The organism is Rahnella perminowiae, from assembly GCF_019049695.1.
Classification (GTDB): Bacteria; Pseudomonadota; Gammaproteobacteria; order Enterobacterales; family Enterobacteriaceae; genus Rahnella; species Rahnella perminowiae.
Window position 1 is genome coordinate 1 of sequence record NZ_JAFMOT010000156.1, and the last position, 25,070, is coordinate 25,070.

Annotated in this window: 27 protein-coding genes and 1 riboswitch; of the genes, 20 read left to right on the forward strand and 7 right to left on the reverse strand. The window is 54.1% G+C overall.

What is annotated here, in order from left to right:
* Window positions 1-131: 131 nt before the first annotated feature.
* Together J1781_RS04110 and J1781_RS04115 are read right to left on the reverse strand one after the other, a co-directional pair.
* Window positions 132-911, reverse strand: a complete 780-nt coding sequence (locus tag J1781_RS04110) for an ABC transporter substrate-binding protein (RefSeq protein ID WP_217233242.1) — start codon at window positions 909-911, stop codon at window positions 132-134.
* A gap of 41 nt (window positions 912-952) precedes the next feature.
* On the reverse strand, window positions 953-2,107 hold the full coding sequence (locus tag J1781_RS04115; RefSeq protein ID WP_217139297.1) for a methionine aminotransferase: 1,155 nt from the start codon (window positions 2,105-2,107) through the stop codon (window positions 953-955).
* Between the two features lie 154 nt (window positions 2,108-2,261).
* Here J1781_RS04115 and J1781_RS04120 point away from each other — a divergent pair, with 154 nt between their 5' ends.
* Window positions 2,262-3,215, forward strand: a complete 954-nt coding sequence (locus J1781_RS04120) for a LysR substrate-binding domain-containing protein (RefSeq protein WP_217139296.1) — start codon at window positions 2,262-2,264, stop codon at window positions 3,213-3,215.
* On the opposite strand, the gene bioA is transcribed toward J1781_RS04120, so the two are convergent.
* Entirely contained in the window at window positions 3,216-4,493 is a 1,278-nt protein-coding gene (gene bioA, locus J1781_RS04125) for an adenosylmethionine--8-amino-7-oxononanoate transaminase (protein ID WP_217139295.1), read from the reverse strand.
* A 180-nt stretch (window positions 4,494-4,673) separates the two neighbouring features.
* Between bioA and bioB the strand changes: the two genes are divergently transcribed.
* The 4 genes from bioB (at window position 4,674) to bioD (ending at window position 8,381) form a co-directional block, all read left to right on the forward strand.
* The gene (gene bioB / locus J1781_RS04130) at window positions 4,674-5,711 is read left to right on the forward strand and encodes a biotin synthase BioB (RefSeq protein WP_217159333.1); all 1,038 of its coding nucleotides are present in this window, start codon (window positions 4,674-4,676) and stop codon (window positions 5,709-5,711) included.
* A gap of 3 nt (window positions 5,712-5,714) precedes the next feature.
* Window positions 5,715-6,866: an 8-amino-7-oxononanoate synthase gene (gene bioF, locus J1781_RS04135; protein ID WP_217233243.1), complete on the forward strand. Its 1,152-nt coding sequence runs from the start codon at window positions 5,715-5,717 to the stop codon at window positions 6,864-6,866.
* Window positions 6,850-7,641: a malonyl-ACP O-methyltransferase BioC gene (gene bioC, locus J1781_RS04140; RefSeq protein WP_129951971.1), complete on the forward strand. Its 792-nt coding sequence runs from the start codon at window positions 6,850-6,852 to the stop codon at window positions 7,639-7,641. The genes bioF and bioC overlap by 17 nt, the downstream gene beginning before the upstream one ends.
* A gap of 62 nt (window positions 7,642-7,703) precedes the next feature.
* Window positions 7,704-8,381, forward strand: coding sequence for a dethiobiotin synthase (bioD, locus tag J1781_RS04145; RefSeq protein WP_238483462.1), 678 nt, complete (start codon window positions 7,704-7,706; stop codon window positions 8,379-8,381).
* A 4-nt stretch (window positions 8,382-8,385) separates the two neighbouring features.
* On the opposite strand, the gene J1781_RS04150 is transcribed toward bioD, so the two are convergent.
* Complete coding sequence (locus J1781_RS04150) at window positions 8,386-9,096, reverse strand: ABC transporter ATP-binding protein (protein WP_217233244.1); 711 nt, start codon at window positions 9,094-9,096, stop codon at window positions 8,386-8,388.
* Between the two features lie 348 nt (window positions 9,097-9,444).
* On the opposite strand from J1781_RS04150, the gene J1781_RS04155 reads away from it, so the two are divergent.
* The 4 genes from J1781_RS04155 to J1781_RS04170 all read left to right on the forward strand — a co-directional run bounded on the left by J1781_RS04155 (window position 9,445) and on the right by J1781_RS04170 (window position 13,316).
* Window positions 9,445-9,660 (forward strand): hypothetical protein, encoded by a 216-nt coding sequence (locus J1781_RS04155; protein WP_129951968.1) that lies wholly within the window; start codon window positions 9,445-9,447, stop codon window positions 9,658-9,660.
* A 590-nt stretch (window positions 9,661-10,250) separates the two neighbouring features.
* Window positions 10,251-12,257: an excinuclease ABC subunit UvrB gene (gene uvrB, locus J1781_RS04160; RefSeq protein ID WP_129951967.1), complete on the forward strand. Its 2,007-nt coding sequence runs from the start codon at window positions 10,251-10,253 to the stop codon at window positions 12,255-12,257.
* Window positions 12,258-12,390: 133 nt separating this feature from the next.
* Window positions 12,391-12,759: a VF530 family protein gene (locus J1781_RS04165; RefSeq protein WP_129990616.1), complete on the forward strand. Its 369-nt coding sequence runs from the start codon at window positions 12,391-12,393 to the stop codon at window positions 12,757-12,759.
* 29 nt (window positions 12,760-12,788) lie between these two features.
* The gene (locus tag J1781_RS04170) at window positions 12,789-13,316 is read left to right on the forward strand and encodes an isochorismatase family protein (RefSeq protein WP_129951966.1); all 528 of its coding nucleotides are present in this window, start codon (window positions 12,789-12,791) and stop codon (window positions 13,314-13,316) included.
* Window positions 13,317-13,379: 63 nt separating this feature from the next.
* On the opposite strand, the gene J1781_RS04175 is transcribed toward J1781_RS04170, so the two are convergent.
* Window positions 13,380-14,288, reverse strand: a complete 909-nt coding sequence (locus J1781_RS04175; RefSeq protein WP_129951965.1) for a gluconeogenesis factor YvcK family protein — start codon at window positions 14,286-14,288, stop codon at window positions 13,380-13,382.
* On the opposite strand from J1781_RS04175, the gene J1781_RS04180 reads away from it, so the two are divergent.
* From J1781_RS04180 to J1781_RS04210, 7 genes are all read left to right on the forward strand, one after another.
* Window positions 14,273-14,596, forward strand: coding sequence for a hypothetical protein (locus J1781_RS04180; protein WP_165385158.1), 324 nt, complete (start codon window positions 14,273-14,275; stop codon window positions 14,594-14,596). The genes J1781_RS04175 and J1781_RS04180 overlap by 16 nt on opposite strands.
* A riboswitch (molybdenum cofactor riboswitch) is annotated at window positions 14,552-14,709 on the forward strand. It overlaps the preceding gene by 45 nt.
* Window positions 14,699-15,685, forward strand: coding sequence for a GTP 3',8-cyclase MoaA (gene moaA, locus J1781_RS04185; protein ID WP_217233245.1), 987 nt, complete (start codon window positions 14,699-14,701; stop codon window positions 15,683-15,685). (Overlaps the previous riboswitch by 11 nt.)
* Window positions 15,686-15,716: 31 nt before the next feature.
* A complete protein-coding gene (gene moaB / locus J1781_RS04190) occupies window positions 15,717-16,229 on the forward strand; it encodes a molybdenum cofactor biosynthesis protein B (protein ID WP_129951963.1) in 513 nt (170 codons plus the stop codon).
* A gap of 2 nt (window positions 16,230-16,231) precedes the next feature.
* The gene (moaC, locus tag J1781_RS04195) at window positions 16,232-16,711 is read left to right on the forward strand and encodes a cyclic pyranopterin monophosphate synthase MoaC (protein ID WP_129951962.1); all 480 of its coding nucleotides are present in this window, start codon (window positions 16,232-16,234) and stop codon (window positions 16,709-16,711) included.
* Window positions 16,708-16,953 carry a molybdopterin synthase sulfur carrier subunit gene (moaD, locus tag J1781_RS04200; RefSeq protein ID WP_129951961.1) on the forward strand — a complete coding sequence of 82 codons (246 nt, stop codon included), beginning with the start codon at window positions 16,708-16,710 and terminating at the stop codon, window positions 16,951-16,953. Before moaC ends, moaD begins: the two co-directional genes overlap by 4 nt.
* Window position 16,954: 1 nt before the next feature.
* The gene (gene moaE / locus J1781_RS04205) at window positions 16,955-17,407 is read left to right on the forward strand and encodes a molybdopterin synthase catalytic subunit MoaE (protein ID WP_217233246.1); all 453 of its coding nucleotides are present in this window, start codon (window positions 16,955-16,957) and stop codon (window positions 17,405-17,407) included.
* A 118-nt stretch (window positions 17,408-17,525) separates the two neighbouring features.
* The gene (locus tag J1781_RS04210; protein ID WP_129951959.1) at window positions 17,526-18,236 is read left to right on the forward strand and encodes a Bax inhibitor-1/YccA family protein; all 711 of its coding nucleotides are present in this window, start codon (window positions 17,526-17,528) and stop codon (window positions 18,234-18,236) included.
* A gap of 104 nt (window positions 18,237-18,340) precedes the next feature.
* Here the strand turns inward: J1781_RS04210 and mdtG are convergent, their stop codons facing one another.
* Window positions 18,341-19,543 carry a multidrug efflux MFS transporter MdtG gene (gene mdtG, locus J1781_RS04215; protein WP_129951958.1) on the reverse strand — a complete coding sequence of 401 codons (1,203 nt, stop codon included), beginning with the start codon at window positions 19,541-19,543 and terminating at the stop codon, window positions 18,341-18,343.
* 377 nt (window positions 19,544-19,920) lie between these two features.
* Between mdtG and rhlE the strand changes: the two genes are divergently transcribed.
* On the forward strand, window positions 19,921-21,330 hold the full coding sequence (gene rhlE, locus J1781_RS04220) for an ATP-dependent RNA helicase RhlE (RefSeq protein ID WP_217233247.1): 1,410 nt from the start codon (window positions 19,921-19,923) through the stop codon (window positions 21,328-21,330).
* Between the two features lie 58 nt (window positions 21,331-21,388).
* Here the strand turns inward: rhlE and J1781_RS04225 are convergent, their stop codons facing one another.
* A complete protein-coding gene (locus J1781_RS04225; RefSeq protein WP_129951955.1) occupies window positions 21,389-22,036 on the reverse strand; it encodes a helix-turn-helix transcriptional regulator in 648 nt (215 codons plus the stop codon).
* Between the two features lie 121 nt (window positions 22,037-22,157).
* Here J1781_RS04225 and J1781_RS04230 point away from each other — a divergent pair, with 121 nt between their 5' ends.
* From J1781_RS04230 to J1781_RS04240, 3 genes are read left to right on the forward strand one after another with little or no spacing between them, the layout of a single operon-like run.
* Window positions 22,158-23,603, forward strand: a complete 1,446-nt coding sequence (locus J1781_RS04230) for an MFS transporter (RefSeq protein ID WP_129990553.1) — start codon at window positions 22,158-22,160, stop codon at window positions 23,601-23,603.
* A gap of 58 nt (window positions 23,604-23,661) precedes the next feature.
* Window positions 23,662-24,591 carry a tRNA dihydrouridine(16) synthase DusC gene (gene dusC / locus J1781_RS04235; RefSeq protein ID WP_217159345.1) on the forward strand — a complete coding sequence of 310 codons (930 nt, stop codon included), beginning with the start codon at window positions 23,662-23,664 and terminating at the stop codon, window positions 24,589-24,591.
* A gap of 50 nt (window positions 24,592-24,641) precedes the next feature.
* The gene (locus tag J1781_RS04240; RefSeq protein WP_129951949.1) at window positions 24,642-25,067 is read left to right on the forward strand and encodes a VOC family protein; all 426 of its coding nucleotides are present in this window, start codon (window positions 24,642-24,644) and stop codon (window positions 25,065-25,067) included.
* The last annotated feature ends 3 nt before the right edge of the window (window positions 25,068-25,070 follow it).

Sequence of the window (25,070 nt, forward strand, 5' to 3'; positions counted from 1 at the left end):
GGGTTGGGGTGGGGTATTACTATCAAAATCAAAATGTTGAAGTATGCTTTGGCCGGGTGTCAGCCCTTAAAACCTCCACCCGATTTCCCCTTTCGCAGGGGGAGGAGCAAAGCTCATTAGCACAAGCTTCTTTATTTTACGCTCACATCAATATCACCAAAGTATTTCTTCGAAAGCGCTTTAACCACGCCGTCTGCCTGCACCTTAGCGATGGCTGCATCAAGTTTATCTTTCAGCGCGGTATCGCCTTTACGCAGGCCGAACGCGATGCCGCTGCCGAGGATCTTGTCATCACGTACGGTGTCGCCGACAAAGCCATAATCTTTACCGTCCGGACGCGACAGGAAACCGCTCTGACCGGCCGGCGCCAGTACTAACGTGCCATCAAGGCGGCCGGATGACAGATCCAGATACACCTGGTTCTGATCCTGATAAGAAACGATATCCACGCCTTTCGGTGCCCAGTGCGCCTGCGCATAACTTTCCTGAATCGAACCCTGCAATACGCCGATATGCTTGCCTTTCAGTGACTCAGTTGTCGGCAGCAGGCCGGAATCTTTTTTGGCGATCAGTTTTGTCGGTACGCGGTAAATGACTTGTGTGAAATCAATCGCCTGACGACGTTTTTCCGTGACGTTCATCGCCGAGTTAATCGCATCAAATTTACGGGCCTGCAATGCTGCAATCAGGCCGTCGAACGAGGTGTCGTACCAGTCGCACTTTACGCGGGCCGCTGCGCAAACGGCGTTGCCCAGATCAATATCAAAACCCTGTAATTCACCGGTTGCGCTTTTCGATTCAAACGGTGGATATTGTGCTTCCAGGCCGAACTTCAGTGTGGAACCGTCAGCCAGTGCGGAGAAAGACGCCACGGCGCAACCTAACAGCAATGCGATTTTCAATTTTTTCATTATTCACAATTCCCCTGCGTTATTCAGATAAATACCCGGTCTCAGACGCGACACAGGCGGCGTGCGCCTTCGTACAACGTGTCGTTATCTTTGGCGAAACTCAGGCGGATAAGCCCGGTAGGTTTGTTATTGCTGTAAAACGCTGACAGCGGAATGGTCGCAATCTGATGATCACGTATCAGGCTCAGCACAAATTCGTCGTCCGTCAGCGGACTGAAATGACTAAAGCGCGCCAGCATAAAGAAACTGCCACGGCTTGGCAGTAATTCAAAGCGGGATTCGCTGAGGGCTTCGGCCAGCAGGTCGCGCTTTTGCTGATAAAAACCGGCCAGTTCCAGATAACTTTGCGGGTCAGCCAGCGCGTCGGCAAAGGCCACCTGCATCGGTGTGTCGGCGGAGAACACCATAAACTGATGGACTTTACGGATTTCATCCATCAGCTCTGCCGGTGCCAGACAATACCCCACCCGCCAGCCCGTGACGTGATAGGTTTTGCCAAAAGACGACACAATCACGCTGCGTTCAGCCAGTTGCGGATGACAGGCCATGCTTTCGTGGCGCTCGCCGTCAAACACCACATGCTCATACACTTCATCGGACAAAATCACGATATCGGTATTTTTAGTCAGCGCTGTCAGGCGTTCGATATCGACATCCGTAAAAATAGCACCGGTCGGGTTGTGCGGGCTGTTAATGATGATCATCCGGGTGCGGCTGTTGATCGCGTTTGCGACCTGATCCCAGTCGATGCTGAAATCGTCCATCGACAGGCCGATAGCCACCGGCTTCGCCCCCTGTAAACGGACGATTGGTGCGTAGCTGTCAAACGACGGTTCGAAATAAATCACTTCATCGCCCGGATGTACCAGAGCGCTGATGGCTGAATACAGTCCTTCGCTGGCGCTGGCAATGACCGTCACTTCGCTGTCGGCGTCATATTTGCAGCCGTAAAGCGCTTCGGCTTTGGCGGACAGCGCATGGCGTAATGCCGCCACGCCGCTCATAGGCGCGTACTGGTTATGACCTTCGCGCATGGCTTTAGCGACGCTGTCGATTAATGCGGGCTGGCATGAGAAATTCGGTGCACCCTGCGACAGGTTCAGTGCGTTATGTTCGGCGCTGAGCTGGCCGATAACGGTAAAAATAGTGGTGCCGACGTCAGGTAATTTTGACCGGGGCGACATGGCGCTTTTCATAGCATTTCCCCAAAAAACAGGCCGTGTGGCCATGACAAGGTAAAAAAAGGTGTTGAATGATTAAGCAACAGTTCCCCTGTGCCGACAATGGAAAGTTTGTCATACTCGTCATGATCTGAAGTCATGGCTATGCGATGTGCCTAACGGGGTAACTGTGAGTTTTTCTCCTGAATTGCCGTATCTGAATTTACCTTCGCTCAACGTGTTGAAAACCTTTGCTGTGGTGGCGCAGACGCTCAATCTGACGCATGCGGCGTCGTTGTTGCATATTACACAAGGCGCGGTCAGCCGCCAGATTACCGGGCTTGAGGCCACGCTGGGTTATCCGTTGTTTTTACGTCAGGCCCGCGGGCTGACGCTGACTCCGCGCGGGGCACAGCTGTTGCCGCCGGTACAACAGGCGCTGGCGCTGATGGGCGAAGCCCTGAAACGTGTCGGTTCGCACCCGGATACGTTACGCATTAAATGCCCGACCTGTTCCATGCGCTGGTTGCTGCCGCGGGTGATTCAGTTGCAAAACGACAGGCCCGATATGCAGATCGAGCTGACGGCTTCCATTGCCCACGGCGTGGATTTCAGCAACGAGCATTTTGATGCCGCCGTGGTGTTCGGGCGTCAGCCGGAATCACAGCGCCGCGCGCATCATCTGTTTGACGAAGTGCTGACGCCGGTGTGTACCCCGGATTTCCTGCCGCGTCATGAAGGGAAAACGGAAGTGGCGGATCTGGCCGATAAAACGTTGCTTCACCCGACGCGGGATCGTCGCGACTGGTTGTTGTGGCTGCGTGAGGAAGGCGTGCAGGGGCTGCCTTCGGCGAAATCGCAGCATTTTGATACGCTGGATCTGGCGATCAACTCGGCATTACAGGGCTATGGTGTTGCGATAGGTGATCTGACATTAATTGAAGATGATTTGCAGGCGGGAAGGGTGATCGCGCCGTTCCCGCTGTGTGTGGCAAGCGGGGCATCGTATACGCTGTTGTATCCGGAAAACCCGACACCCGCGCTGAAAGTTGCCATTGATTTTCTTAATGAAGAAGCGCGGCTCAGCCGGGAAAAACTGAGCGCGCTGTTGTCCACCTCGCACCGGTTAGTCAGTACAGGTTAATCAGTACAGTGTGGTCAGGGCGCTGGCGATGGCACCGGTCAGTTTGCTCAGTTCTTCAGGTGAAATGATGTACGGTGGCATCAGATAAATCAGTTTACCGAACGGACGTATCCACACTCCCTGCCCGACGAAATGCTTCTGCAACCGCGCCATGTCTACCGGCTGGCGCATTTCCACCACACCTATTGCTCCGAGCACCCGTACGTCAGCAACGGCCGGATGCTCTGCCAGTGGCCGCAACCCGGCATTCAGCTGCTTTTCAATGTTCAGTACCTGTGCCTGCCAGCGGTTTTCCGCCAGTAAATGCAGACTGGCGTTGGCGACCGCGCAGGCCAGCGGATTGCCCATAAAGGTCGGGCCATGCATGAAACATCCGGCCTCGCCGTCGCTGATCACCTGCGCCACATGGCGGGTGGTAAGCGTGGCGGAGAGTGTCATATAGCCGCCGGTCAGCGCTTTACCGAGGCAGAGAATATCCGGTGAAATCCCGGCGTGATCGCAGGCAAACAGCTTGCCGGTACGGCCAAAACCGGTGGCAATTTCATCAGCAATCAGCAACACGCCGTATTCATCGCATAACTTACGTACGCGTTTGAGATACAGCGGGTGATAAATCCGCATTCCGCCCGCGCCCTGAACCACCGGTTCTAAAATGACTGCCGCAATTTTGGGGTGATTCTCGTCCAGCATGTTGGCAAACGGCGCGATATCCGCCTCATTCCATTCACCGTCAAAACGGCTCTGCGGCGCATCGGCAAAAAGATGCTGTGGCAGATAACCCTGATACAAACTGTGCATCGAATTTTGCGGATCACAGACCGACATCGCGCCAAAGGTGTCGCCGTGATAACCATTGCGCAGGGTCAGCAAGGTCTGCCGTTTTTCGCCGCGCGCCTGCCAGTATTGCATCGCCATTTTCAGCGCCACTTCAACGGCCACCGAACCGGAATCTGCCAGAAATACACATTCAAGACCCGCAGGCGTCATCTCTACCAGACGACGGGATAACGCAATCGCCGGCGGGTGAGTCATCCCGCCAAACATGACATGTGACATTTTTCCGATTTGTGCGATGGCCGCCTGATTGAGCTGCGGATGGTTGTAGCCGTGGATCGCTGCCCACCATGACGACATACCGTCCACCAGCTGGCGGCCATCAGCCAGTTGTAACATCACGCCGGATGCGGATTCGACCGGATACGCGGGCAGCGGTTTGGTCATAGACGTATACGGGTGCCAGATGTGGCGCTGGTCGAATTCAATATCGGCGGGTGTCATAAACGAGTCCTGCTGGGGGTAAGTTGTAAACCAAAAAATAATTTTAACGTTGACGGTAAACCAAAACAAATTAAAAATGGTTTACGGATTATGAAAACATCAAGCCCAAAATCATTCTGATTGCATCTAGGCAGCCTGAAGGATGAAGGGGTAACAGATTATTATTTGGAGAAGTCATCAATGACTACCCGCACCCACTGGACGCTGGACAAAACCCAGGCCCTGTTCGATAAGCCATTCCTTGAGCTGATGTTCGAGGCGCAGCAAATCCACCGTCAGCATTTCGATCCGCGTCAGGTTCAGGTCAGTACCTTGCTGTCGATCAAAACCGGTGCCTGTCCGGAAGACTGTAAATATTGCCCGCAGAGTTCCCGTTACAAAACCGGGCTGGAGTCTGAACGTCTGATGCAAGTCGAGCAGGTGCTCGAATCTGCCCGTCAGGCGAAAGCCGCCGGTTCGACCCGGTTCTGCATGGGCGCGGCGTGGAAAAACCCGCATGACCGCGACATGCCCTACCTTGAACAAATGGTGCAGGGTGTGAAAGAGATGGGCATGGAAACCTGCATGACCCTCGGCACGCTGAACACCACGCAGGCACAGCGTCTGGCGCACGCCGGGCTGGATTTCTACAACCATAACCTTGATACCTCGCCGGAATTTTACGGCAGCATCATTACCACCCGCAGCTATCAGGAACGTCTGGACACACTGGCGGAAGTGCGCGGCGCGGGCATTAAAGTGTGCTCCGGCGGGATTGTCGGTTTGGGCGAAACCGTGAAAGATCGCGCCGGTTTACTGATGCAGCTGGCGAACCTGCCGGTGCCACCGGAAAGCGTGCCGATCAATATGCTGGTGAAAGTGAAAGGCACGCCGCTGGCTGATAACGACGATGTGGATCCGTTTGATTTCATCCGCACCATCGCGGTGGCGCGCATCATGATGCCGCAGTCTTATGTGCGTTTGTCCGCCGGTCGTGAGCAGATGAGCGAGCAGACCCAGGCAATGTGCTTTATGGCCGGTGCCAACTCCATCTTCTACGGCTGTAAACTGCTGACCACGCCCAACCCGGCGGAAGACAAAGACTTAATTCTGTTCGGCAAACTGGGGCTTAACCCGCAGGCATTCGAAACAGAAATGGGCGATAACCAGCAGCAGGCCGCGCTGGCTGAACAGCTGGTTCATGCGGATACCGACCAGTTTTACAACGCCGCCGTATAACCGATGAGCTGGCAAACGCGGATTAACGAAGCGGTAGCCGCGCGTAAACAGGCAGCGGCATTTCGCGTACGGCAGCCAAACCTGGGCGGCAGCGCACGCTTCCTGACGCAGGGCGAACGGCGTTATCTGAACTTTTCAGGTAACGATTACCTGGGTCTGAGTCAGGACGCAGACGTGATTGCCGCGTGGCAGCAGGGCGCGCAGAGATATGGTGTCGGCAGCGGCGGTTCCGGCCACGTCACTGGTTACAGCGATGCGCATGCAGAGTTTGAGCAACAGCTGGCCGGCTGGCAGGGATATCCGCGTGCGTTGCTGTTTATCTCCGGTTTTGCGGCAAATCAGGCGGTTCTCGCGGCGCTGATGCAAAGCGATGATCGCGTGCTGGCTGACAAACTCAGCCATGCGTCTTTGCTGGAAGCCGCAGCGCATGCGCCTTCGCTGTTGCGCCGTTTTCATCACAATCAGCCGGATTCCCTGCAACGCCTGTTAGAAAAACCGGTAACCGGTGAAACGCTGGTGGTGACCGAAGGCGTATTCAGCATGGACGGCGACATGGCACCGCTGGCTGATCTGCAGCATTTATGCCAGGCACACGGCAGCTGGCTGATGGTCGATGACGCACACGGCGTGGGTGTTACCGGTGAACAAGGGCGGGGCAGTTGCTGGCAGCAGGGCATCAGGCCGGAACTGCTGGTGGTCACCTTCGGAAAAGCTTTCGGTTGCTGCGGCGCGGCGGTGCTGTGTGATAATGCTACTGCCGATTATTTATTGCAGTTCGCCCGCCATCTGATTTACAGCACATCGATGCCGGCAGCGCAGGTGTGTGCGTTACAGGCGTCACTGGCACGAGTCCGGCAGGATGACGGCTTGCGTGATAAACTGGCGGCCAATATTGCGCGTTTTCGCGCGGGTGCCGCCGGTTTGCCCTATCAGCTCACCGGTTCGCAAACGGCGATCCAGCCGGTGATTGTGGGTGAAAATCAGCCCGCGCTGGATCTGGCTTCGGCGCTTCGCGGGCGCGGTTTATGGGTCAGTGCCATCCGTCCACCGACGGTGCCACCGGGCAGTGCGCGGCTGCGCATTACCCTGACGGCGGCGCATGAGCCGGAAGATATCGATTTTTTGCTGGAGTCCCTTTATGGGTGCAGTCACTGAATTAGTGAACAAACAAGCGGTGGCCGATGCGTTCAGTCGCGCCGCCATCAGCTATGAAAACGCCGCGCAGTTGCAGCGTGATGTGGGTGAGGAATTGCTGGCGCTGGCAGCGCCGTATCTGAAAGATTCCGGCAAGATTGTCGTCGATGCCGGTTGCGGCACCGGCCACTTCAGCCGGTACTGGCGCGCGCAGGGCAAAAATGTCATTGCGCTGGATCTCTCCGAAGGCATGCTGAACCGTGCGCGTGAACTGGATTCAGCCGATGAATATATCCCTGGGGACATCGAACGTCTGCCGTTTGCCGACAATTCTGTCGACATCTGCTTTAGCAATCTGGCCGTGCAGTGGTGCAACGCACTGCCGCGCGCGCTGGAAGAAATGCACCGGGTCACCCGCAACGGCGGGCTGGTACTGTTTTCTACCCTGGCAGAAGGTTCGCTCAATGAACTGGCTGCGGCGTGGATGAAGGTCGATGGCCGGCGTCACGTGAACCAGTTCCTGACACCGGACAAAATCGCTGAAGCCTGTGCGCCGTATCGTCATGAAGTGACGTTCAGCGATCACGTTGCCCGATTTCCTGATGTCATGTCACTGCTTCGTTCGCTGAAAGGCATCGGCGCGACGCACATCAAGAACGGCCGGCTCGGCGGCCTGGGTGGCAGGGAACGTCTGCAATTACTGGACAAACACTATGCCCGCCGCGACGGCATCCTGCCGCTCAACTACCGGCTGGTCTACGGCATTTTGCAGGTCGAAGAACTGATCCCTCGCTGATCGACTCCTCCCCTTCGCAGGGGAGGGAGCCAACCAACACCAGACTTTTATTAAAATAAATCATGAAAAAATACTTTATTACCGGCACCGACACTGAAGTCGGTAAAACCGTGGCGACCACTGCTTTTTTACAGGCTGCTGCATGCGCCGGACACACAACCGCCGGTTATAAACCGGTGGCATCAGGCAGTGAAATGACCGGGGAAGGGCCTCGCAACAGTGATGCGCTGGCCTTGCAGGCTTACAGCACTGTCGGGCTGCGTTATGACGAAGTGAACCCGTGCACGTTTATCGAACCGACGTCACCTCATATCGTCAGCGAACTGGAAAACCGGCCGATTGATCCACAGGTGTTATCAGACGGGTTGCGTCATCTCGAACCGCTGGCGGACTGGGTGGTGGTGGAAGGCGCGGGCGGCTGGTACACGCCGCTGACGGCAGATTACACGTTTGCCGACTGGGCGGTGGCCGAACAATTGCCGGTAGTGTTAGTGGTAGGCATGCGGCTCGGTTGTATTAACCATGCCGTGCTGACGGCGCAGGCCATTGTACAAAGCGGCTTGCCTCTGGCAGGCTGGATAGCCAATGACATTCAGGAAACGGGGAAGCATCATCAGGCTTACAGAGAGACGCTCACGCGTATGCTGCCTGCGCCCCTGTTGGGCGAGATCCCGTACCTGACTCAGGGTTTGGACGTGAATTTAGGCCAATATCTGGATCTGGACCGCCTCACCCGCTGAGACATCAGACGGTCAGATAATTTTTGACTAACGTATCGTCAAGCTGCGCCAGCGTGCCTTGCGCGATGTTTCGTCCGTCATCGACCAGACAGAAACGGTCCGCGACGCTGCGGATGAACGGCAATTTATGGCCGACCAGCAACAATGTCAGACCAAGATCACGGTTCAGGCGGTGAATAATATTACCCATATTCGCCGCCATCGATGCGCTGGTATGCTCGGTGGGTTCATCCAGAATCAGTAATTCAGGCTCCTGAACCAGTGCACGGCTGATTGCCAGTTGCTGCTGCTGGCTTTCATCAAGTTCACCGGCTTTGCGCGCTCCCATTTCCTTTAGTGTCGGAAAAAGGTCATACACTTCTACCGGCACACGACGGGTCTTATTCCGGCTGGCCATCATAGCAATTTGCAGGTTTTCATCGACGCTCATCTGGGAGAAAATCTGCCGTCCTTGTGGCACGTAACCGATACCCATTTGCGCACGGCTTTCGACCGGCAAATTCAGCAGACTTTGCGGTTCTTCATCACGTGATTGCCAGGAAATTGCACCGCTTTTCACCGGAAGATGCCCCATGATGCAGTTCACCAGCGTGGTTTTTCCTACGCCATTTCGCCCGATCAGGCAGGTACATTGACCGCGGTACAGTTCGAGATTGATATCCCACAGAATATGTTTTTGCCCATAATACTGATTAACTGATTTTACACTTAACATCAGATCTCCCTCCCGCACGGAGCCTTCCGCTGAACTTCACTTTGACGGCCACTGTCATATTTCTGACATTTATGTTCCGCTATTGATGCCCCTGACAGAATTTAATCCCGTTTGTTGACGGACAATCTGACAGCATCAATGACAGATAAATATCCCTTAACCAGTCATAAATGGGGCTAAGAGAGGTTTCCCTACGTTAAAAATGATTCTGTACCCCAGAAAACAGGGAGATCTTCATTTTTTACGCCGGGGTGAAAAAAGCAGTTCTGGCTGCCTTAACCTTTTCATGCACAGACGTTGCAACTCTCAGGCCAAGTTTGTAAAAACGGCAGGGAAAAGGGGCGTTGCATGGGTGTTACCAGCCAAGCCCCTTACAATTTAGGATTATTCATTAGCGTTTCTGAGGTTTTGAGTTTTCCCCCGCAGGGTGCGGCATCAAGGGAACTGCACTTTGCCAGTGCTGCCCTTACTGCTTTTGGTGCAACCTCATGGACAAACATGAGCAAAAAATCCTGTCGGGATGCACTTTTGGTTTTTGCAAGAAACATCAGCCTGACTCTCTAGGCAAAATAGGCATAAATAAGGAGATAAAAAAGATAAAAAATAACTAAAAAAGACCTCTCAGACCGGCAGGAGGCAAAATCCTGTTTTTTACCAACTCCCGCAGCGCGGGGCGTGCTGAGACTTATCCACTATTCCTGTGGATAACCTTGTGCATGAGAGTAAGAAAAGTTGCTACAGACGAGTCAGCATGCGGGTTCCGCTCAGTTTGCCCGTATTCGCAGCTTTTTAGTGATAATCTTTTTAATCAATGAGTTACCTAAAAGCAATACAGTCGTAATTCGTTCGTCATAGTTGTGTCAATCTTCGTCAGCCTGTGGTCAGAAAGCGGAAGGGGAAAGAATTTTGGGAAAAAATGTCACCTGATGGTGAGAGATCTCATCTTTCATATCCTAAAAAAGTGCAGCAGCGCCAGCAGGTTAAACGCAAACATTCTTTATCGGTTGGAAGCTGGTTTTATATACAGTATTATAGCGAAGGTAAAATCAGGGCTGGCAAAAATCGCGAAGTCTTTCATACTATTTTTCCGCAAACTGTTCACCCGTACAGCGCGCACGGCCCTATGCGTTCCCATTTCAGTCAGGTAGCCCGTCATGAGTAAAGTGTTCAAACTGCATTCCGAATTTAAACCGTCCGGCGATCAGCCAGAGGCGATACGCCGTCTGGAAGAAGGGCTGGAGAACGGGCTGGCGCACCAGACATTGCTCGGGGTCACCGGTTCGGGCAAAACCTTTACCGTGGCGAATGTGATTGCGGATCTGAACCGTCCGACGATGGTACTGGCGCCCAACAAAACGCTGGCCGCGCAGTTATACGGTGAGATGAAAGAATTCTTCCCGGAAAACGCCGTCGAATATTTCGTCTCTTACTATGACTATTATCAGCCAGAGGCGTATGTCCCAAGTTCAGATACTTTTATCGAAAAAGACGCCTCGGTGAACGAACACATCGAGCAGATGCGCCTTTCTGCCACCAAAGCTCTGCTCGAACGACGTGATGTCATTGTGGTGGCTTCTGTTTCAGCGATATACGGTCTGGGCGATCCGGATTTGTACCTGAAAATGATGCTTCATCTGACCAAAGGGATGATTATCGATCAGCGTTCGATCCTGCGTCGTCTGGCAGAGCTGCAATATGCGCGCAATGATCAGGCTTTCCAGCGCAGTACTTTCCGCGTGCGTGGCGAAGTGATTGATGTGTTCCCGGCTGAATCGGATGATCTGGCGTTGCGCATTGAGCTGTTTGATCAGGAAGTTGAACGTCTTTCGCTGTTTGATCCGCTGACCGGCCAGGTGCAACATGAAGTGCCGCGTTTTACCATTTACCCTAAAACGCACTACGTAACGCCGCGCGAACGTATTGTACAGGCGATGGAAGAAATCAAGGTCGAACTGGCGGATCGCCGCAAGGTGCTGCTTGCCAATAACAAACTGCTGGAAGAGCAACGTATCAGCCAGCGTACGCAGTTTGATCTCGAAATGATGAATGAGTTGGGTTATTGCTCCGGTATTGAAAACTACTCACGTTATCTGTCCGGCCGCGGGCCGGGCGAGCCGCCACCGACGTTGTTTGATTATCTTCCGGCTGACGGCCTGCTGATTGTCGATGAATCGCACGTCACCATTCCGCAAATCGGCGGTATGTACAAAGGCGACCGCTCTCGTAAAGAAACGCTGGTGGAATATGGTTTCCGTCTGCCTTCCGCGCTGGATAACCGCCCGATGCGTTTTGAGGAATTCGAAGCGCTGGCACCCCAAAGTATTTATGTCTCAGCCACGCCGGGGAAATACGAGCTGGAGAAGTCCGGTGACGATGTGGTCGATCAGGTGGTGCGTCCGACCGGTCTGCTGGATCCGATCATTGAAGTACGGCCGGTGACCACACAGGTGGATGACCTGTTATCGGAGATCCGTAAACGTGTCGCGATTAACGAGCGTGTGCTGGTCACCACGCTGACCAAACGTATGGCCGAGGATTTGACGGAGTATCTGGAAGAACACGGCGAGAAGGTGCGTTACCTGCACTCTGACATCGATACCGTTGAGCGTGTGGAAATTATCCGCGATTTGCGTCTGGGGGAATTTGACGTGCTGGTGGGGATCAACTTGCTGCGCGAAGGGCTGGATATGCCGGAAGTGTCGCTGGTGGCCATTCTGGATGCGGATAAAGAAGGCTTCCTGCGTTCTGAACGTTCACTCATCCAGACCATCGGCCGTGCAGCGCGTAACCTCAACGGTAAAGCGATTCTCTACGGTGATAAAATTACCCACTCGATGGCCCGTGCCATTGAAGAAACCGAACGTCGTCGCGCCAAACAGGAAGCGTATAACCTCGAAAACGGCATCACGCCGATGGGGCTGAATAAGAAGATCTCCGACATCCTGCAACTCGGTCAACCGAAGACCAAAAAGAACAAAGACAAACGCGATGCCGAAGCGGCGCAGACCTTCAAATCGCTTACGCCAAAAGCGCTGGAGCAGCGCATTAAAGAGCTGGAAAGCAAAATGTATGCGCACGCGCAAAATCTGGAGTTTGAAGAAGCGGCTAACACCCGTGACGAGCTGCATGCATTGCGCGAGCAGTTTATTGCGATTTCGTAAAGCTGTCCCCAAATAAGTCGGGTGATTGAACGCAGCCAACCCACAGGCAATGTGAAGTATGTCGGGGATAAAAGTGATAGACTGCGCGGCCTGTAAATCATCACCCTGACATTTTAAAATGACGAGCGAGCCAATGACGGATACACCACAAAACCCTGGCGCAGCGAAAGATCCGCTGCACGGCGTCACGCTGGAAAAACTGCTGACAACACTGGTGGATAACTTTGGCTGGCCTGCGCTGGCCTCACAGGTCAATATCAATTGCTTCAAAAGTGACCCGAGTGTGAAATCCAGCCTGAAGTTCCTGCGCCGCACACCCTGGGCGCGTAAGGAAGTGGAAACCTTATATCTGGATTTTATCGAAGGCCATCTGCGCCCGGATTTGACCCGCAGCAAACGCCGCACCCCCTTGTCTGCACAGGCGCCGCAAAAAACCAAAGTCAGTACCGCCGCACCTGCAGCCGACAGCCCCTGGAATAATCATCCGCTGGTGAAAAAGTAATTCAACGTGTTCTTGTGAGGAGAAAACTCGTGTCAGAGCAACGTGTTCTTATTGTGGTAGATATGCAAAACGGGGTATTTGCTTCGCCGCGTTATGACCGCAGCGGACGGGTCGAACAGATTAATCAACTGATAGCCCGGGCAGGGCGCGTCATCTTCATTCAACACGCGGAAGGCGAAATGACGGAAGGGAGTGAATACTGGCAGGTATTGCCGGAGCTACATCTGCCGGAAGACGCACTTTCCGTGACTAAAACCGCCTGCGATTCTTTCTACCGCACTTCCCTCGATCATGTTCTGCAGGAAGAACTGAACGTAACCGGTTTTACTATCTGCGGTTGTGCGACGGACTATTGTGTAGATACCACCATCAAGGTTGCTGCCAGCAAAGGTTATGCCGTGACGGTCGCGTCGGATGCGCATACCACCGGCGATCGTACATATGTTTCAGCGCAGCAACTGATCGGGCAACATAATGAAGTCTGGCGTGAATTATCCGTGCCGGGCAATCCGGTAACGGTAAAAACGACGGCGGAAATTCTGGCCGACTGGTCATAAACTCCGTTTTCTGAACCCAAAAAAGGCCGCTAAAGCGGCCTTTCGTGTTTGTGATTTCCGGAATCAGATCATTTTTTGCAGCGTCTCTTCAATCGCCATCCGCAACATGTCGCGGTCATGACGATAGGGCACATCACTGGCTTCGAGCGGGCTTTGAATAATCAGATGTTCAGCGGCGCTGCTGCCGATGTTGACTTTAGGCCCGACAATGGCGGCATCGGCGCGGCGGCCGATACGCTTCTCGATCATATCCAGTTTGTCATCCAGCGTCAGCGAGGCGGCGGCGACACTCAGTTCTTTCCCCAGATTTCCGATATACACGATATGCGCCCGGCTGCGGCGCAGCGCGGCTGTCATATCATTCATCAGTAATAATGGCATCAGGCTGGTAAAGAAACTGCCCGGCCCGATCAGGATCAGATTGGCTTCGGCGATTGCCTGTAACGCTTCCCGGGTAGCGGGCACCTGGGGTTCCAGCAGCAATTCACGCGGTATTTGTGCCAGTTTATCGACGTTCACTTCGCCGTGGACATGTTCACCATTGGCATCAATCGCGGCCAGATCGGCGGGTTGTTCGGACATCGGGATCAATTCTGCGTCAACTTTCAGCAGGCTGCGCACCAGATTGATCGCCTCAAGCGGGCGTACGGTGAGGTGATCCAGCGCACGCAGCATCAGATTGCCAAGATTATGGCCATCCAGTTCGCCCTGGCCGCTGAAACGGTATTCGAACATCGCCGATGCCAGGCTCGGTTCGGTGATCAACTGATTCAGGCAATTGCGCATATCGCCCCAGGCGATGCCGCCAACGGAACGGCGGATACGGCCGGTTGAACCGCCGTTATCGGTGGTGGTGACAATGCCAGTCAGACGCGGGCCTAGCAGCGAAAGTGAAGACATCACCCGGCCCAGCCCGTGCCCTCCGCCTAACGCCACCACCCGGTCGAGGTCAGCTAATGTTCGATTGCGCATGGTTTTCCTTTCAAATGGGGAGCGGCGGGTTTACCTCGTTTTCCAGCGGCGGATTTTACCTAATATTGCAACAAGATGTTACCCCTTCTCGCCACTCTGAGAACATTAAAAACCCGGTGCTTTTGGCATTGAAAATGCTGCCTTTTGTCGTGAAATATCGTTATATATCAAAATACATAACGAAAAACCACCTTGGCGAACGGGACTTTGCGGCGTTAGAATATGCTCCGTTACCCCGTATTCATTATCGCTCCGCTACGGACCGGATGAATCAACTCCTAGCCCTGGTTCCTAAGTTGTTTTTCTGACGTCGTTCCCGCAGAAACAATATGGAGCCCTGGCCGTGACACTATGTCACCAGGGTGCACGGCAGAAATGCCCGCATCTCCCGTATTTGGAAAGGTGTTAAGGTGCTTCAACTTACTGATGCTTTTGCCCGCAAGTTTTATTACTTGCGGCTGTCGATCACTGATGTGTGCAATTTCCGTTGCACCTATTGTCTGCCGGATGGCTATAAGCCGCTCGGACACAGCAATAAAAGTTTTCTCTCGCTCGATGAAATCCGTCGGGTCAGCCGTGCGTTCGCCAATCTGGGAACAGAAAAAGTGCGTCTGACCGGTGGAGAACCTTCGCTGCGCCGCGATTTCTGCGAAATCATTGCCGCAGTGCGCGAAAACCCCTCCATTAAAACTCTGGCAGTGACCACCAATGGTTACCGTATGGCGCGTGATATTGCGAAATGGCGCGACGCGGGTCTCACCAATATCAACGTCAGCGTTGACAGTCTCGATGCCCGCCAGTTTCATGCCATCACCGGGCAGGATAAATTCCGCGAGGTTATGGCTGGCATTGATGCTGCTTTTGACGCCGGTTTTAGCAAAGTAAAAGTCAATACCGTGCTAATGCGCGATGTGAATCACGCCAGTCTGAATACCTTCCTCGCGTGGATTAAAACCCGCCCGATCCAGTTACGTTTTATCGAACTGATGGAAACCGGCGACGGGGGTGACCTGTTCCGCAAACACCATATCTCCGGTGAAGTGCTGCGCGAACAGCTGGTGCATCAGGGCTGGCAGTTGCAGCTTCGCTCACGCAGCGACGGCCCCGCGCAGGTATTTAGCCATCCGGATTATCTGGGTGAAATTGGTCTGATCATGCCGTACGAAAAAGATTTCTGCGTCAGTTGCAACCGGCTGCGGGTATCGGCCATCGGCAATCTGCATTTATGTCTTTTCGGCGAGCAGGGTATTCCGCTGCGTGATTTATTAGCCGACGACATGCAGCAGGACGATCTGATGGATCGCATTCAGGGGGGCCTCAGTCGTAAAAAACAGACCCACTTCCTGCATGAAGGCAATACCGGGATCACCCAGAATCTGTCGTTTATCGGCGGCTGAATCCGGTAGTAATCGTTTAAGGAGCAAACTGATGAGCAAAGCCAGTAAAGCGTTTTTGCCGTTATCTGTGGCGATCATGACGGTGTCTGACCGTCGTACTGACGCGGAAGACACGTCCGGGCATTACCTGAAAGAAGCCGTCACCGAAGGCGGCCACCATGTCGTCGCACAGCAAATCGTCAAAGAAAACATTTACAGTATCCGTGCCGTGGTTTCCGCATGGATTGCAGATGAAAAAATCCAGGCGATTCTGATCAACGGAGGCACGGGTTTTAGTGCAGGCAACAATACGCCGGAAGCACTGAAGCCCTTGTTTGACCGTGAAATCGAAGGCTTCGGGGAGCTGTTCCGCATGGTGTCGTTTGAAGATATCGGTACCTCGACCATTCAGTCGCGCGCCATAGGTGGCATTGCCAACCAGACGGTGATTTTCGCCATGCCCGGTTCAACCCGCGCCTGCCAGACCGCCTGGGATAACATCATTGAAGCGCAGCTTGATGCCCGTCAGGGGCCGTGTAATTTCACTCCACATTTGAAGAAATAAGTATGTCTGAACTGACTCATATTAATGCATCCGGCGATGCTCACATGGTGGATGTCTCCGGCAAGGCGGAAACTGTTCGTGAAGCCCGTGCGGAAGCCTTTGTTGAAATGGCTGCCGACACGCTGGCGATGATCATTAACGGCAATCATCACAAAGGTGATGTATTTGCCACGGCGCGTATTGCAGGTATTCAGGCCGCGAAAAAGACCTGGGATCTGATCCCGTTGTGTCATCCGCTGTTGCTGACCAAAGTAGAAGTGACTCTGGAAGCACAACCGGAGCATAACCGCGTGCGTATCGAGTCACGCTGCCGTCTGAGCGGGAAAACCGGGGTGGAAATGGAAGCGCTGACGGCGGCTTCCGTCGCGGCGCTGACTATCTATGACATGTGTAAAGCGGTTCAGAAAGATATGGTGATCGGCCCGATCCGTTTGCTGGAAAAAAGTGGCGGTAAATCAGGCGACTTTAAGGCGGTACTATGATTGATATTTTATTCTTCGCACAGGTGCGCGAACTGACCGGCACCTCCAGCCTGCAACTTCCTGCAGATTTTGCCACGGTGGAAGCGTTACGGGCTGCGCTTACCGGACGGGGAGAACGCTGGGCACTGGCGCTGGAATCAGGAAAATTACTGGTGGCGGTTAACCAGACGCTAACCACGATGGCGCATCCGTTGCGCGCGGGTGATGAAGTGGCGTTCTTCCCGCCGGTGACCGGAGGCTGAGATGGATCAGACGAAAATTGTTGTTGATGCTGCGCCGTTCAGCGTGGGTGATGAATACAACTGGCTGGCGCAATCCGACGCCGACGGTGCTGTTGTCACGTTTACCGGCAAAGTGCGTAACCACAATCTGGGCAGTCATGTCAGTGCCTTAACGCTGGAGCATTATCCGGGCATGACCGAAAAAGCGCTGGCCGAGATTATTGCCGAAGCCCGTAACCGCTGGCCGCTGCAACGCGTGTCGGTTTATCACCGCATCGGGCCGATGTATCCGGGCGATGAAATTGTGTTTGTCGGTGTGACCAGTACACATCGCGGCATGGCATTCGAAGCCAATGAATTCATTATGGATCACCTGAAAACCCGCGCGCCATTCTGGAAGCGAGAAGCCACGCAAGAGGGGGACCGCTGGGTCGATGCCCGTGACAGCGATAAACAGGCGGCGGCCCGCTGGTAAATAGCATCTCAACCGCACGCAGACCTTCCATGCTTTTCTTCCTATCTGTGATACGCTTTAAAAATCGGGAGGCTGTTTTGGCCTCATTTTTCATCCTCCATGCAAAAGGGTAATCATCATGGATCGATATCCACGCAGTAACGGTTCAATTGTTGAACGCGCGAACACCGGCATTCAGGCGTACATGGCGCAAGTGTATGGCTGGATGTTCTGTGGTTTGCTGCTGACGGCATTTGTGGCCTGGTATGCTTCCGGCTCTGAAAAAATCATGAGCTTTGTTTTCTCAAGCCAGATTACTTTCTTCGGTTTAATTATCGCGCAGCTGGCGCTGGTCTTTGTGATTTCCGGTATGGTGAACCGTCTTAGCGGCACCGTGGCCACCGGTTTGTTCATGCTATATTCCGCACTGACCGGTCTGACGCTTTCCAGCATTTTTCTGGTCTACACCGGTGATTCAATTTTCGGAACGTTTATCGTGGCCGCCGGTATGTTTGGCGCGATGAGTGTCTACGGTTATGTGACCAAACGTGACCTGACCGGTATCGGCAGCATGTTATTCATGGCGCTGATTGGTCTGGTGCTGGCCTCACTGGTAAACATGTGGCTGAAAAGCTCCGGCCTTGCGAATATCATTTCGTACGCCGGTGTGCTGATTTTCGTCGGCCTGACCGCGTATGACACGCAGAAGCTGAAAAACATGGGTGCGCAGTTGTCAGAGGATGACCGTGATAACTTCCGTAAATACTCGATTGTTGGCGCGCTGACGCTGTACCTTGATTTCATCAACCTGTTCCTGATGTTGTTGCGGATTTTCGGCAACCGTCGTTAAGGTTTTTGATTTCAAACGATTGAGAGGGACACTGAGAAGTGTCCCTTTTTTTATGCCTGCTGGTGAGGCTTTTTACTCCCTCCCCTGCGAAGGGGAGGAGCAAATCAAACCCTGATCCTTCCCGTCGGCACCTGCCGGAAACTCCACCACACCTGCACTGTGTTGAATAACACCAGAATTGCCGTCACGATAAACACCCACCGGAAGCCGAGCAGGGCAGAAGCACTTGAGCCAATCAAGGGGCCCACCACATTCCCGAGATACATAAACGACTGGTTGTAACCGAATATCCGGCCGGTAACCTGATCACTGCTGTATTTCACCAGCAATGCCTGCACTGCGGGCATCAGTGCACCGTCGCCGAAACCGAGCATGAAACGCAGGATCCCCAGTTGAGTAGGCGTATTAATCAGTGACATCAGGCAGAACAGAATGAAGCAAAAAACCAGCGCAGCAATCAAAATGCGGTGCGCGCCAATGCGGTCGCCGAGCTTGCCGAGTTTCGGTGCGGCCATCAGCGCGGAAACGCCCGGTACAGCGGCGATCACACCACTGATAAAGGCGATATTGCTGGTATCCGATGACAGTTCGCGGATAAACAGCGTCAGAATCGGGCTGATGGAGCCGTTCGCCAGTTGGATCATCATGGTAGTGACGAACAGGCTGATAATCAGCCATGGATAAGGCAGCGTGGTGAAGACTGCTTTACCGCTCAGGCGGTTGGCTTTGGTAACCGGCACCACGCGTTCTTTAATTAAAAATAATGTGATGAGGAAGCTGATAAACAGCATGCCGCTGGTGACGAAAAACACCGTGCGCAGGCCGAGATGGTCGGCCATAAAACCGCCGAGCAGCGGGCCGATAATCACGCCGGATACCTGGCCTGTAGACAGCGTACCCAGCGCCCAGCCACTTTTATCACGCGGCACCTGTGAGGCGACCAGCGCCATTGCGTTCGGAATATACCCGGATGTCAGCCCCATCAGTGTGCGCAAAATGAAAAGCTGCCAGACGTTGGTGGCGAACCCCTGCAACATCATGACAATTGCCATACCCAGCGCGGCACGCAGCAACATCAGTTTACGACCTTTGCGGTCTGCCAGGCTGCCCCACAAGGGCGCAACGACGGCGGAAACCAGGAACGTGCCACTGAATACCAGCCCTGACCACAGGCTCAGGGACTCATGAGACGTGACGCCAAGCTGTTCGATGTAAAGCGGTAAAAAAGGCAGGATCTGACTCATCGCCATGCCGGTGAAAAAACAGCCCAGCCAGACGGAGATTAAATTTACTTTCCAGGTTTCCATGTTGCAGCGATGTGGCCTTATGGACAGAGGAGTGAGAGAAAAGAAGCATAGCAATCAAATCTGTGAAGTGGAGCGCAAAAAGTGGGAACCCATTCATCAGCTTTATAATTGATTATCCTGTATCAAAGTTTCGGATTATCGCGGCAGATTATATGGCCTGAATTTGTTACCAGAGTCTGCGGCTGTAACCGTCAGTTACAGCCGCAACGGAGATAACTTCACGCAGCGCGGCGTTTTGTGCTAGTATCGACGCAACTGGCGCACTGCAGTTTGTGCCGAATCCTCGTGGTAATGCCTCATTTGCCTCGTCTGATCATCCACTCTTGAAACTGCACCGAACCCCGTTCGGGTTAGAGTGGACTGGAGCTTTTCCTTATATGTCATTTGATTCCCTCGGCTTAAGTGCCGAAATCTTGCGTGCTGTTGAAGAACAGGGCTATCGCGAACCTACACCTATCCAGCGTCAGGCTATTCCTGTCGTGCTGGAAGGTCGTGACCTGATGGCGAGTGCGCAGACCGGTACCGGTAAAACCGCTGGTTTTACTTTGCCGCTGCTTAATATGCTCAGCCATACCAACGCGCAATTCAAAGGACGTCGCCCGGTTCGTGCGCTGATCCTGACCCCAACCCGTGAGCTTGCGGCGCAGATTGGTGAAAACGTTCAGGCTTACAGCAAATACCTGACCCTGCGTTCGCTGGTGGTATTTGGGGGGGTGAGCATCAACCCGCAGATGATGAAACTGCGCGGTGGTGTAGATGTGCTGATTGCAACGCCGGGTCGTTTGCTGGATCTGGAACATCAGCGTGCTGTTGATTTATCTCAGGTTGAAATTCTGGTGCTGGACGAAGCCGACCGCATGCTGGACATGGGCTTTATTCACGACATCCGTCGCGTGCTGGCGAAACTGCCTGCCAGGCGCCAGAACCTGCTGTTCTCGGCTACCTTCTCTGATGAGATTAAAGGTCTGGCGAGCAAGTTGCTGACCAACCCGGCTTCTGTCGAAGTTGCACGTCGCAACACCGCTTCTGCGCAAATTGAACAAAGCGTTCATTTTGTTGATAAGAAACGTAAAAGAGAATTGCTGTCTCAGATGATCGGTGAAGGCGACTGGAAACAGGTGCTGGTATTCAACCGTACCAAACATGGTGCAAACCATTTGGCTGAGCAACTCAATAAAGATGGCATCACGGCTGCGGCTATTCATGGTAATAAAAGTCAGGGCGCACGTACCCGTGCACTGGCTGATTTTAAAGCCGGTTCTATTCGTGTTCTGGTGGCAACAGACATCGCTGCGCGGGGTCTGGATATTGATATGCTGCCGCACGTGGTCAACTATGAACTGCCAAACGTACCGGAAGATTACGTTCACCGTATTGGCCGTACCGGCCGTGCGGAAGCCACCGGTGAGGCGATTTCTCTGGTATGCGTAGACGAACACAAATTGCTGCGTGATATCGAACGCCTGCTGAAACGTGAAATTCCGCGCATTGCGCTGGAAGGCTACGAGCCAGATCCGAGCATTAAAGCTGAGCCGATCATCAATGGCCGTCAGGGCAACGGTGGCGGCGGTCGTGGCGCGCCTCGTCAGGGGCAGCGTCCGGGCGCACCACGTTCCGGTGCACCCCGTTCAGGCGCTCCGCGTCAGGGCGGCAACGGCCAGCGCAGCGGCACCTCTGAAAATCGTAGTTCAGAAAACCGTGGTTCTGCTGAAAACCGTCCGGCACGTTCGCGTCCTGCGCATGCAGGCCAGCGTCGCACCGGCAATGCGGGCAGCGGCAACAAATAAGTTTCCGGCTGCCCTGCAATCAAACCGCCTTCACCGGCGGTTTTTTTTCGTCTGTAATCTACCTGATGACATAAGCACAACGCCGCGCACCTTGCAAAATATGTTCGGTACGCTCGACGCTGGCGTTCAGCACATCGCTGAAGACATCACGTTCCGCCCGGCAAAATCCCTGACAGGTGGTTGCGGCAGCACAAATCGGGCAGTGATTTTCGACAAACAGATAACTGCCGTCCTCCTGCATTTTCCAGTCCGCCATGTAACCTTCCCGCGTGCGGATAGCCGTCAGCCGTTGTAGCTTTTCTTCCAAAGAATTCGCGCCATTCATTGCCTGCCGGTAATTTTCCAGCGTCTGGTTTTCGCGCGACGTGATCAACTGATCCAATGCTGAATCGCCCAGTGAAGTGCGGATCAGTTGCAAAAGTTGTACGGTAAGATCCGCGTGGGCATCGGGGAATCGCGCATGGCCGGCGGCGGTCAGTTGCCAGAACTGTGCCGGGCGGCCGACACCTTGCGAAACGGCTCTGGCTTCCACCAGTCCTTCCTTTGCCAGCTTCACAAACTGTTGGCGCATGGCTTCGCCGGTAGTGCCGAGCAGATATCCGGCATCGCTGGCCTGAAGTTCTCCGCGGGTTTTCAGCAGCGTCAGTAATCGCTCTGCGACGCTTTGCCGGACGTCATTTTTATTTTCCAAGCCATTGCTTGACATATAGCCTCGACGGGTTCTAGATTACGTAAAACATATTCCAAGTATTTTCTTGGTTTAATCATATCATAACCACCACATGCTTCAATGCGTGGAAAGCACAAACTAAAGGGATGCAGAGAAAATGTCGGGAAGTCAGAACGGATGGGCGGATTTATTTAGTGCAGAAAACCGGGGCAGCGCCATCACCCTGAGCGCAGGCGTCGCGCTTTATGCGACTAACAGTTACATCGTTATCACGATCCTCCCTTCAGTCGTGCAGGATATCGGCGGGCTGGCGTGGTATGCATGGAATACCACATTGTATGTTGTGTGTTCCATTTTGGGCTCGGCGCTGTCAGCACGGCTGATGCGGACCGCCGGACCCCGGGGCAGCTATCTGATGGCGACAGGTATTTTTATTGCCGGTGCTGCTATTTGCACGGCCGCGCCGAATATGCCGGTATTACTGCTTGGACGGGCACTGCAGGGCCTCGGTGGCGGATTCTTATTCGCACTGTCCTACGCGATGATCAATCTTTTGTTTAAAGAATCTCTCTGGCCGCGTGCGATGGCACTGATTTCGGCGATGTGGGGCATTGCGACGCTGGTCGGTCCGGCAGTAGGCGGTATTTTTGCTGAACTGCACGCCTGGCGCTGGGCATTTGGTTTGCTGTTGCCAGTCACGTCACTGTTCGGGCTGTGGGTATGGCGGATTTTACCGAAATCCCAGCGCGACAGGCAGCCGGAAGAGCCGTTGCCATTGATGCAACTGGCATTACTGACCGGTGCCGTGTTAGTGGTGTCGGCGGGCAGTTTGTCGTCCTCCGGCCTGATTAACCTGCTCGGTTTTGTGGTTGCCGTGGTGATGATTCTCGTCTTACGCCACCGCGAATTTACGGCGGATGTCAGGCTGCTGCCGCGTAACGCTTTACGTCGTTCCTCACCGCTCTATGGTCTGTATCTGGTGATGACATTGCTGATTATCGGCCTCGGCTGCGAACTGTTTGTGCCGTATCTGTTGCAACATTTACACGGTCAGACCCCGCTGGCAGCCGGATACATTACTGCCGCCGCAGCCGCAGGCTGGACATTAAGTGAAGTGGCGAGTTCCGGCTGGACCGGACGACGTGCGGACGGCGCGATTATCTGCGGGCCATTGATTCTGGCTGCCGGTCTGCTTTTACTGCTGTTCACCGTGCCGGTCGCGTTTGGGCTGCCGTGGTTGAATATCAGTGGCGTGGTGCTCGGGCTGACGCTGGCCGGTTTTGGGATTGGCCTCGGCTGGCCGCATCTGCTGACCCGCGTACTGCAACAGGCACCGGAAGATGATCGCGAAAAAGCCGGGGCGTCGATAACCGTCGTGCAATCTTTCGCGGCGGCGCTCGGTGCGGCGTTAGCCGGAACGGTGGCTAACTTTGCAGGTGTTGATAAGGGGGATAATGGTGCAGCCAGCGCGGCATTCTGGATGTTCCTGCTGTTTGCGGTGCCTGCGCTTGTGGCGGTGTGGATTGCCTGGCGCTCCGTCAGGGTCAGACGCTTGCAGGGCGGGGCAAAACCGTCATTAAGCAGCGATTTATCTCAGGGGTAATTGCCCGGCGACGGGCCTTGCGGTAATCTTGCGCGTCATTTTTAAGGGGTGAACTGCGATGCGCGTATTACTGGCTCCGATGGAAGGTGTGCTTGATCCTCTGGTCCGTGAACTTCTTACTGAAGTGAACGACTACGATTTGTGCATCACCGAGTTTTTGCGCGTGGTAGATCAGCTGCTTCCCGCCAAATCCTTCTATCGCCTGTGCCCTGAACTACATCACGCCAGCCGCACGCCTTCGGGCACATTAGTGCGCGTACAGTTACTGGGCCAATATCCGCAATGGCTGGCCGAAAACGCTGCCCGTGCGGTGGAACTGGGCTCTTATGGTGTCGATCTCAACTGCGGTTGCCCGTCCAAACTGGTTAACGGCAGCGGCGGCGGTGCGACATTACTCAAAGATCCTGAGCTGATTTACCAGGGTGCCAAAGCCATGCGTGCAGCCGTTCCCGCACATCTGCCGGTCACTGTGAAAGTGCGTCTCGGCTGGGATTCGCTGGAGCGCAGCGTTGAAATTGCGGATGCCGTGCAGCAGGCCGGTGCAACGGAACTGACGGTGCACGGACGTACCAAGGAAGACGGCTACAAACCGGAGCGTATTAACTGGGCTGCGATTGGCGAAATCCGTCAGCGTCTGAGTATTCCTGTGATCGCTAACGGTGAAATCTGGGATTACGAAAGCGCTCAGGCCTGCCTGCAAACCACGGGGTGTGATGCGGTGATGCTCGGACGCGGTGCGCTGAATATTCCTAACCTCAGTCGTGTGGTGAAGTACAACGAACCGCGCATGCCGTGGCCGGACGTCATGACGCTGTTACAGAAATATACCCGTCTGGAAAAGCAGGGCGATACCGGTTTGTATCACGTTGCGCGCATCAAACAGTGGCTGAGTTATTTACGTAAAGAGTACGAAGAGGCGACAGAGTTATTTACTGAAGTGCGCGTGCTGAAGACGTCAAAGGAAATTGCCGGACGCATTAACCGGTGATCCCTGCCATGACTTCTCCACGCGGCAACGCTTATAAAGGGAGAAGTATCATGGAAAATAAAGACATTGGCCTGACCCACATCGCTTTTGCCGTCAAAGACCTGGATGCCAGCATCGCGTTCTACCAGCAGTTTGCTGACATGAAAGTGATCCACCGGCGCGGGGAAAAGGGCAGCAACGCCAGACCCGTCGCATGGCTGAGCGACATGACCCGCCATTTTGCTATCGTACTGGCTGAAGACCCGGACAATACCGACACCAGACTTGGCCCTTTCGGCCATCTCGGCGTCGCCTGCGCGACGAAAGAAGCCATGGACGCCAAACTTGCAGAAGCCCGTGCCGCAGGCGTTTTACGTAAGGAGCCCACAGATTCCGGCGCGCCGGTGGGATACTGGGCTTTTCTGGATGATCCGGATGGCAATACGCTTGAACTTTCATACGGGCAGGAAATAAGTTATCTGATCGACAATCAATAATAT

Bases quoted from the DNA above. Each gene is read 5' to 3' on its own strand.
- J1781_RS04110 (WP_217233242.1), bottom strand. From the start codon at position 911: ATGAAAAAATTGAAAATCGCATTGCTGTTAGGTTGCGCCGTGGCGTCT.
- J1781_RS04115 (WP_217139297.1), bottom strand. From the start codon at position 2,107: ATGAAAAGCGCCATGTCGCCCCGGTCAAAATTACCTGACGTCGGCACC.
- bioA (WP_217139295.1), bottom strand. From the start codon at position 4,493: ATGACACCCGCCGATATTGAATTCGACCAGCGCCACATCTGGCACCCG.
- bioB (WP_217159333.1), top strand. From the start codon at position 4,674: ATGACTACCCGCACCCACTGGACGCTGGACAAAACCCAGGCCCTGTTC.
- bioF (WP_217233243.1), top strand. From the start codon at position 5,715: ATGAGCTGGCAAACGCGGATTAACGAAGCGGTAGCCGCGCGTAAACAG.
- bioC (WP_129951971.1), top strand. From the start codon at position 6,850: ATGGGTGCAGTCACTGAATTAGTGAACAAACAAGCGGTGGCCGATGCG.
- bioD (WP_238483462.1), top strand. From the start codon at position 7,704: ATGAAAAAATACTTTATTACCGGCACCGACACTGAAGTCGGTAAAACC.
- J1781_RS04150 (WP_217233244.1), bottom strand. From the start codon at position 9,096: ATGTTAAGTGTAAAATCAGTTAATCAGTATTATGGGCAAAAACATATT.
- J1781_RS04155 (WP_129951968.1), top strand. From the start codon at position 9,445: ATGGGTGTTACCAGCCAAGCCCCTTACAATTTAGGATTATTCATTAGC.
- uvrB (WP_129951967.1), top strand. From the start codon at position 10,251: ATGAGTAAAGTGTTCAAACTGCATTCCGAATTTAAACCGTCCGGCGAT.
- J1781_RS04165 (WP_129990616.1), top strand. From the start codon at position 12,391: ATGACGGATACACCACAAAACCCTGGCGCAGCGAAAGATCCGCTGCAC.
- J1781_RS04180 (WP_165385158.1), top strand. From the start codon at position 14,273: ATGTTCGATTGCGCATGGTTTTCCTTTCAAATGGGGAGCGGCGGGTTT.
- J1781_RS04175 (WP_129951965.1), bottom strand. From the start codon at position 14,288: ATGCGCAATCGAACATTAGCTGACCTCGACCGGGTGGTGGCGTTAGGC.
- moaB (WP_129951963.1), top strand. From the start codon at position 15,717: ATGAGCAAAGCCAGTAAAGCGTTTTTGCCGTTATCTGTGGCGATCATG.
- moaC (WP_129951962.1), top strand. From the start codon at position 16,232: ATGTCTGAACTGACTCATATTAATGCATCCGGCGATGCTCACATGGTG.
- moaD (WP_129951961.1), top strand. From the start codon at position 16,708: ATGATTGATATTTTATTCTTCGCACAGGTGCGCGAACTGACCGGCACC.
- moaE (WP_217233246.1), top strand. From the start codon at position 16,955: ATGGATCAGACGAAAATTGTTGTTGATGCTGCGCCGTTCAGCGTGGGT.
- J1781_RS04210 (WP_129951959.1), top strand. From the start codon at position 17,526: ATGGATCGATATCCACGCAGTAACGGTTCAATTGTTGAACGCGCGAAC.
- mdtG (WP_129951958.1), bottom strand. From the start codon at position 19,543: ATGGAAACCTGGAAAGTAAATTTAATCTCCGTCTGGCTGGGCTGTTTT.
- rhlE (WP_217233247.1), top strand. From the start codon at position 19,921: ATGTCATTTGATTCCCTCGGCTTAAGTGCCGAAATCTTGCGTGCTGTT.
- J1781_RS04225 (WP_129951955.1), bottom strand. From the start codon at position 22,036: ATGTCAAGCAATGGCTTGGAAAATAAAAATGACGTCCGGCAAAGCGTC.
- J1781_RS04230 (WP_129990553.1), top strand. From the start codon at position 22,158: ATGTCGGGAAGTCAGAACGGATGGGCGGATTTATTTAGTGCAGAAAAC.
- dusC (WP_217159345.1), top strand. From the start codon at position 23,662: ATGCGCGTATTACTGGCTCCGATGGAAGGTGTGCTTGATCCTCTGGTC.
- J1781_RS04240 (WP_129951949.1), top strand. From the start codon at position 24,642: ATGGAAAATAAAGACATTGGCCTGACCCACATCGCTTTTGCCGTCAAA.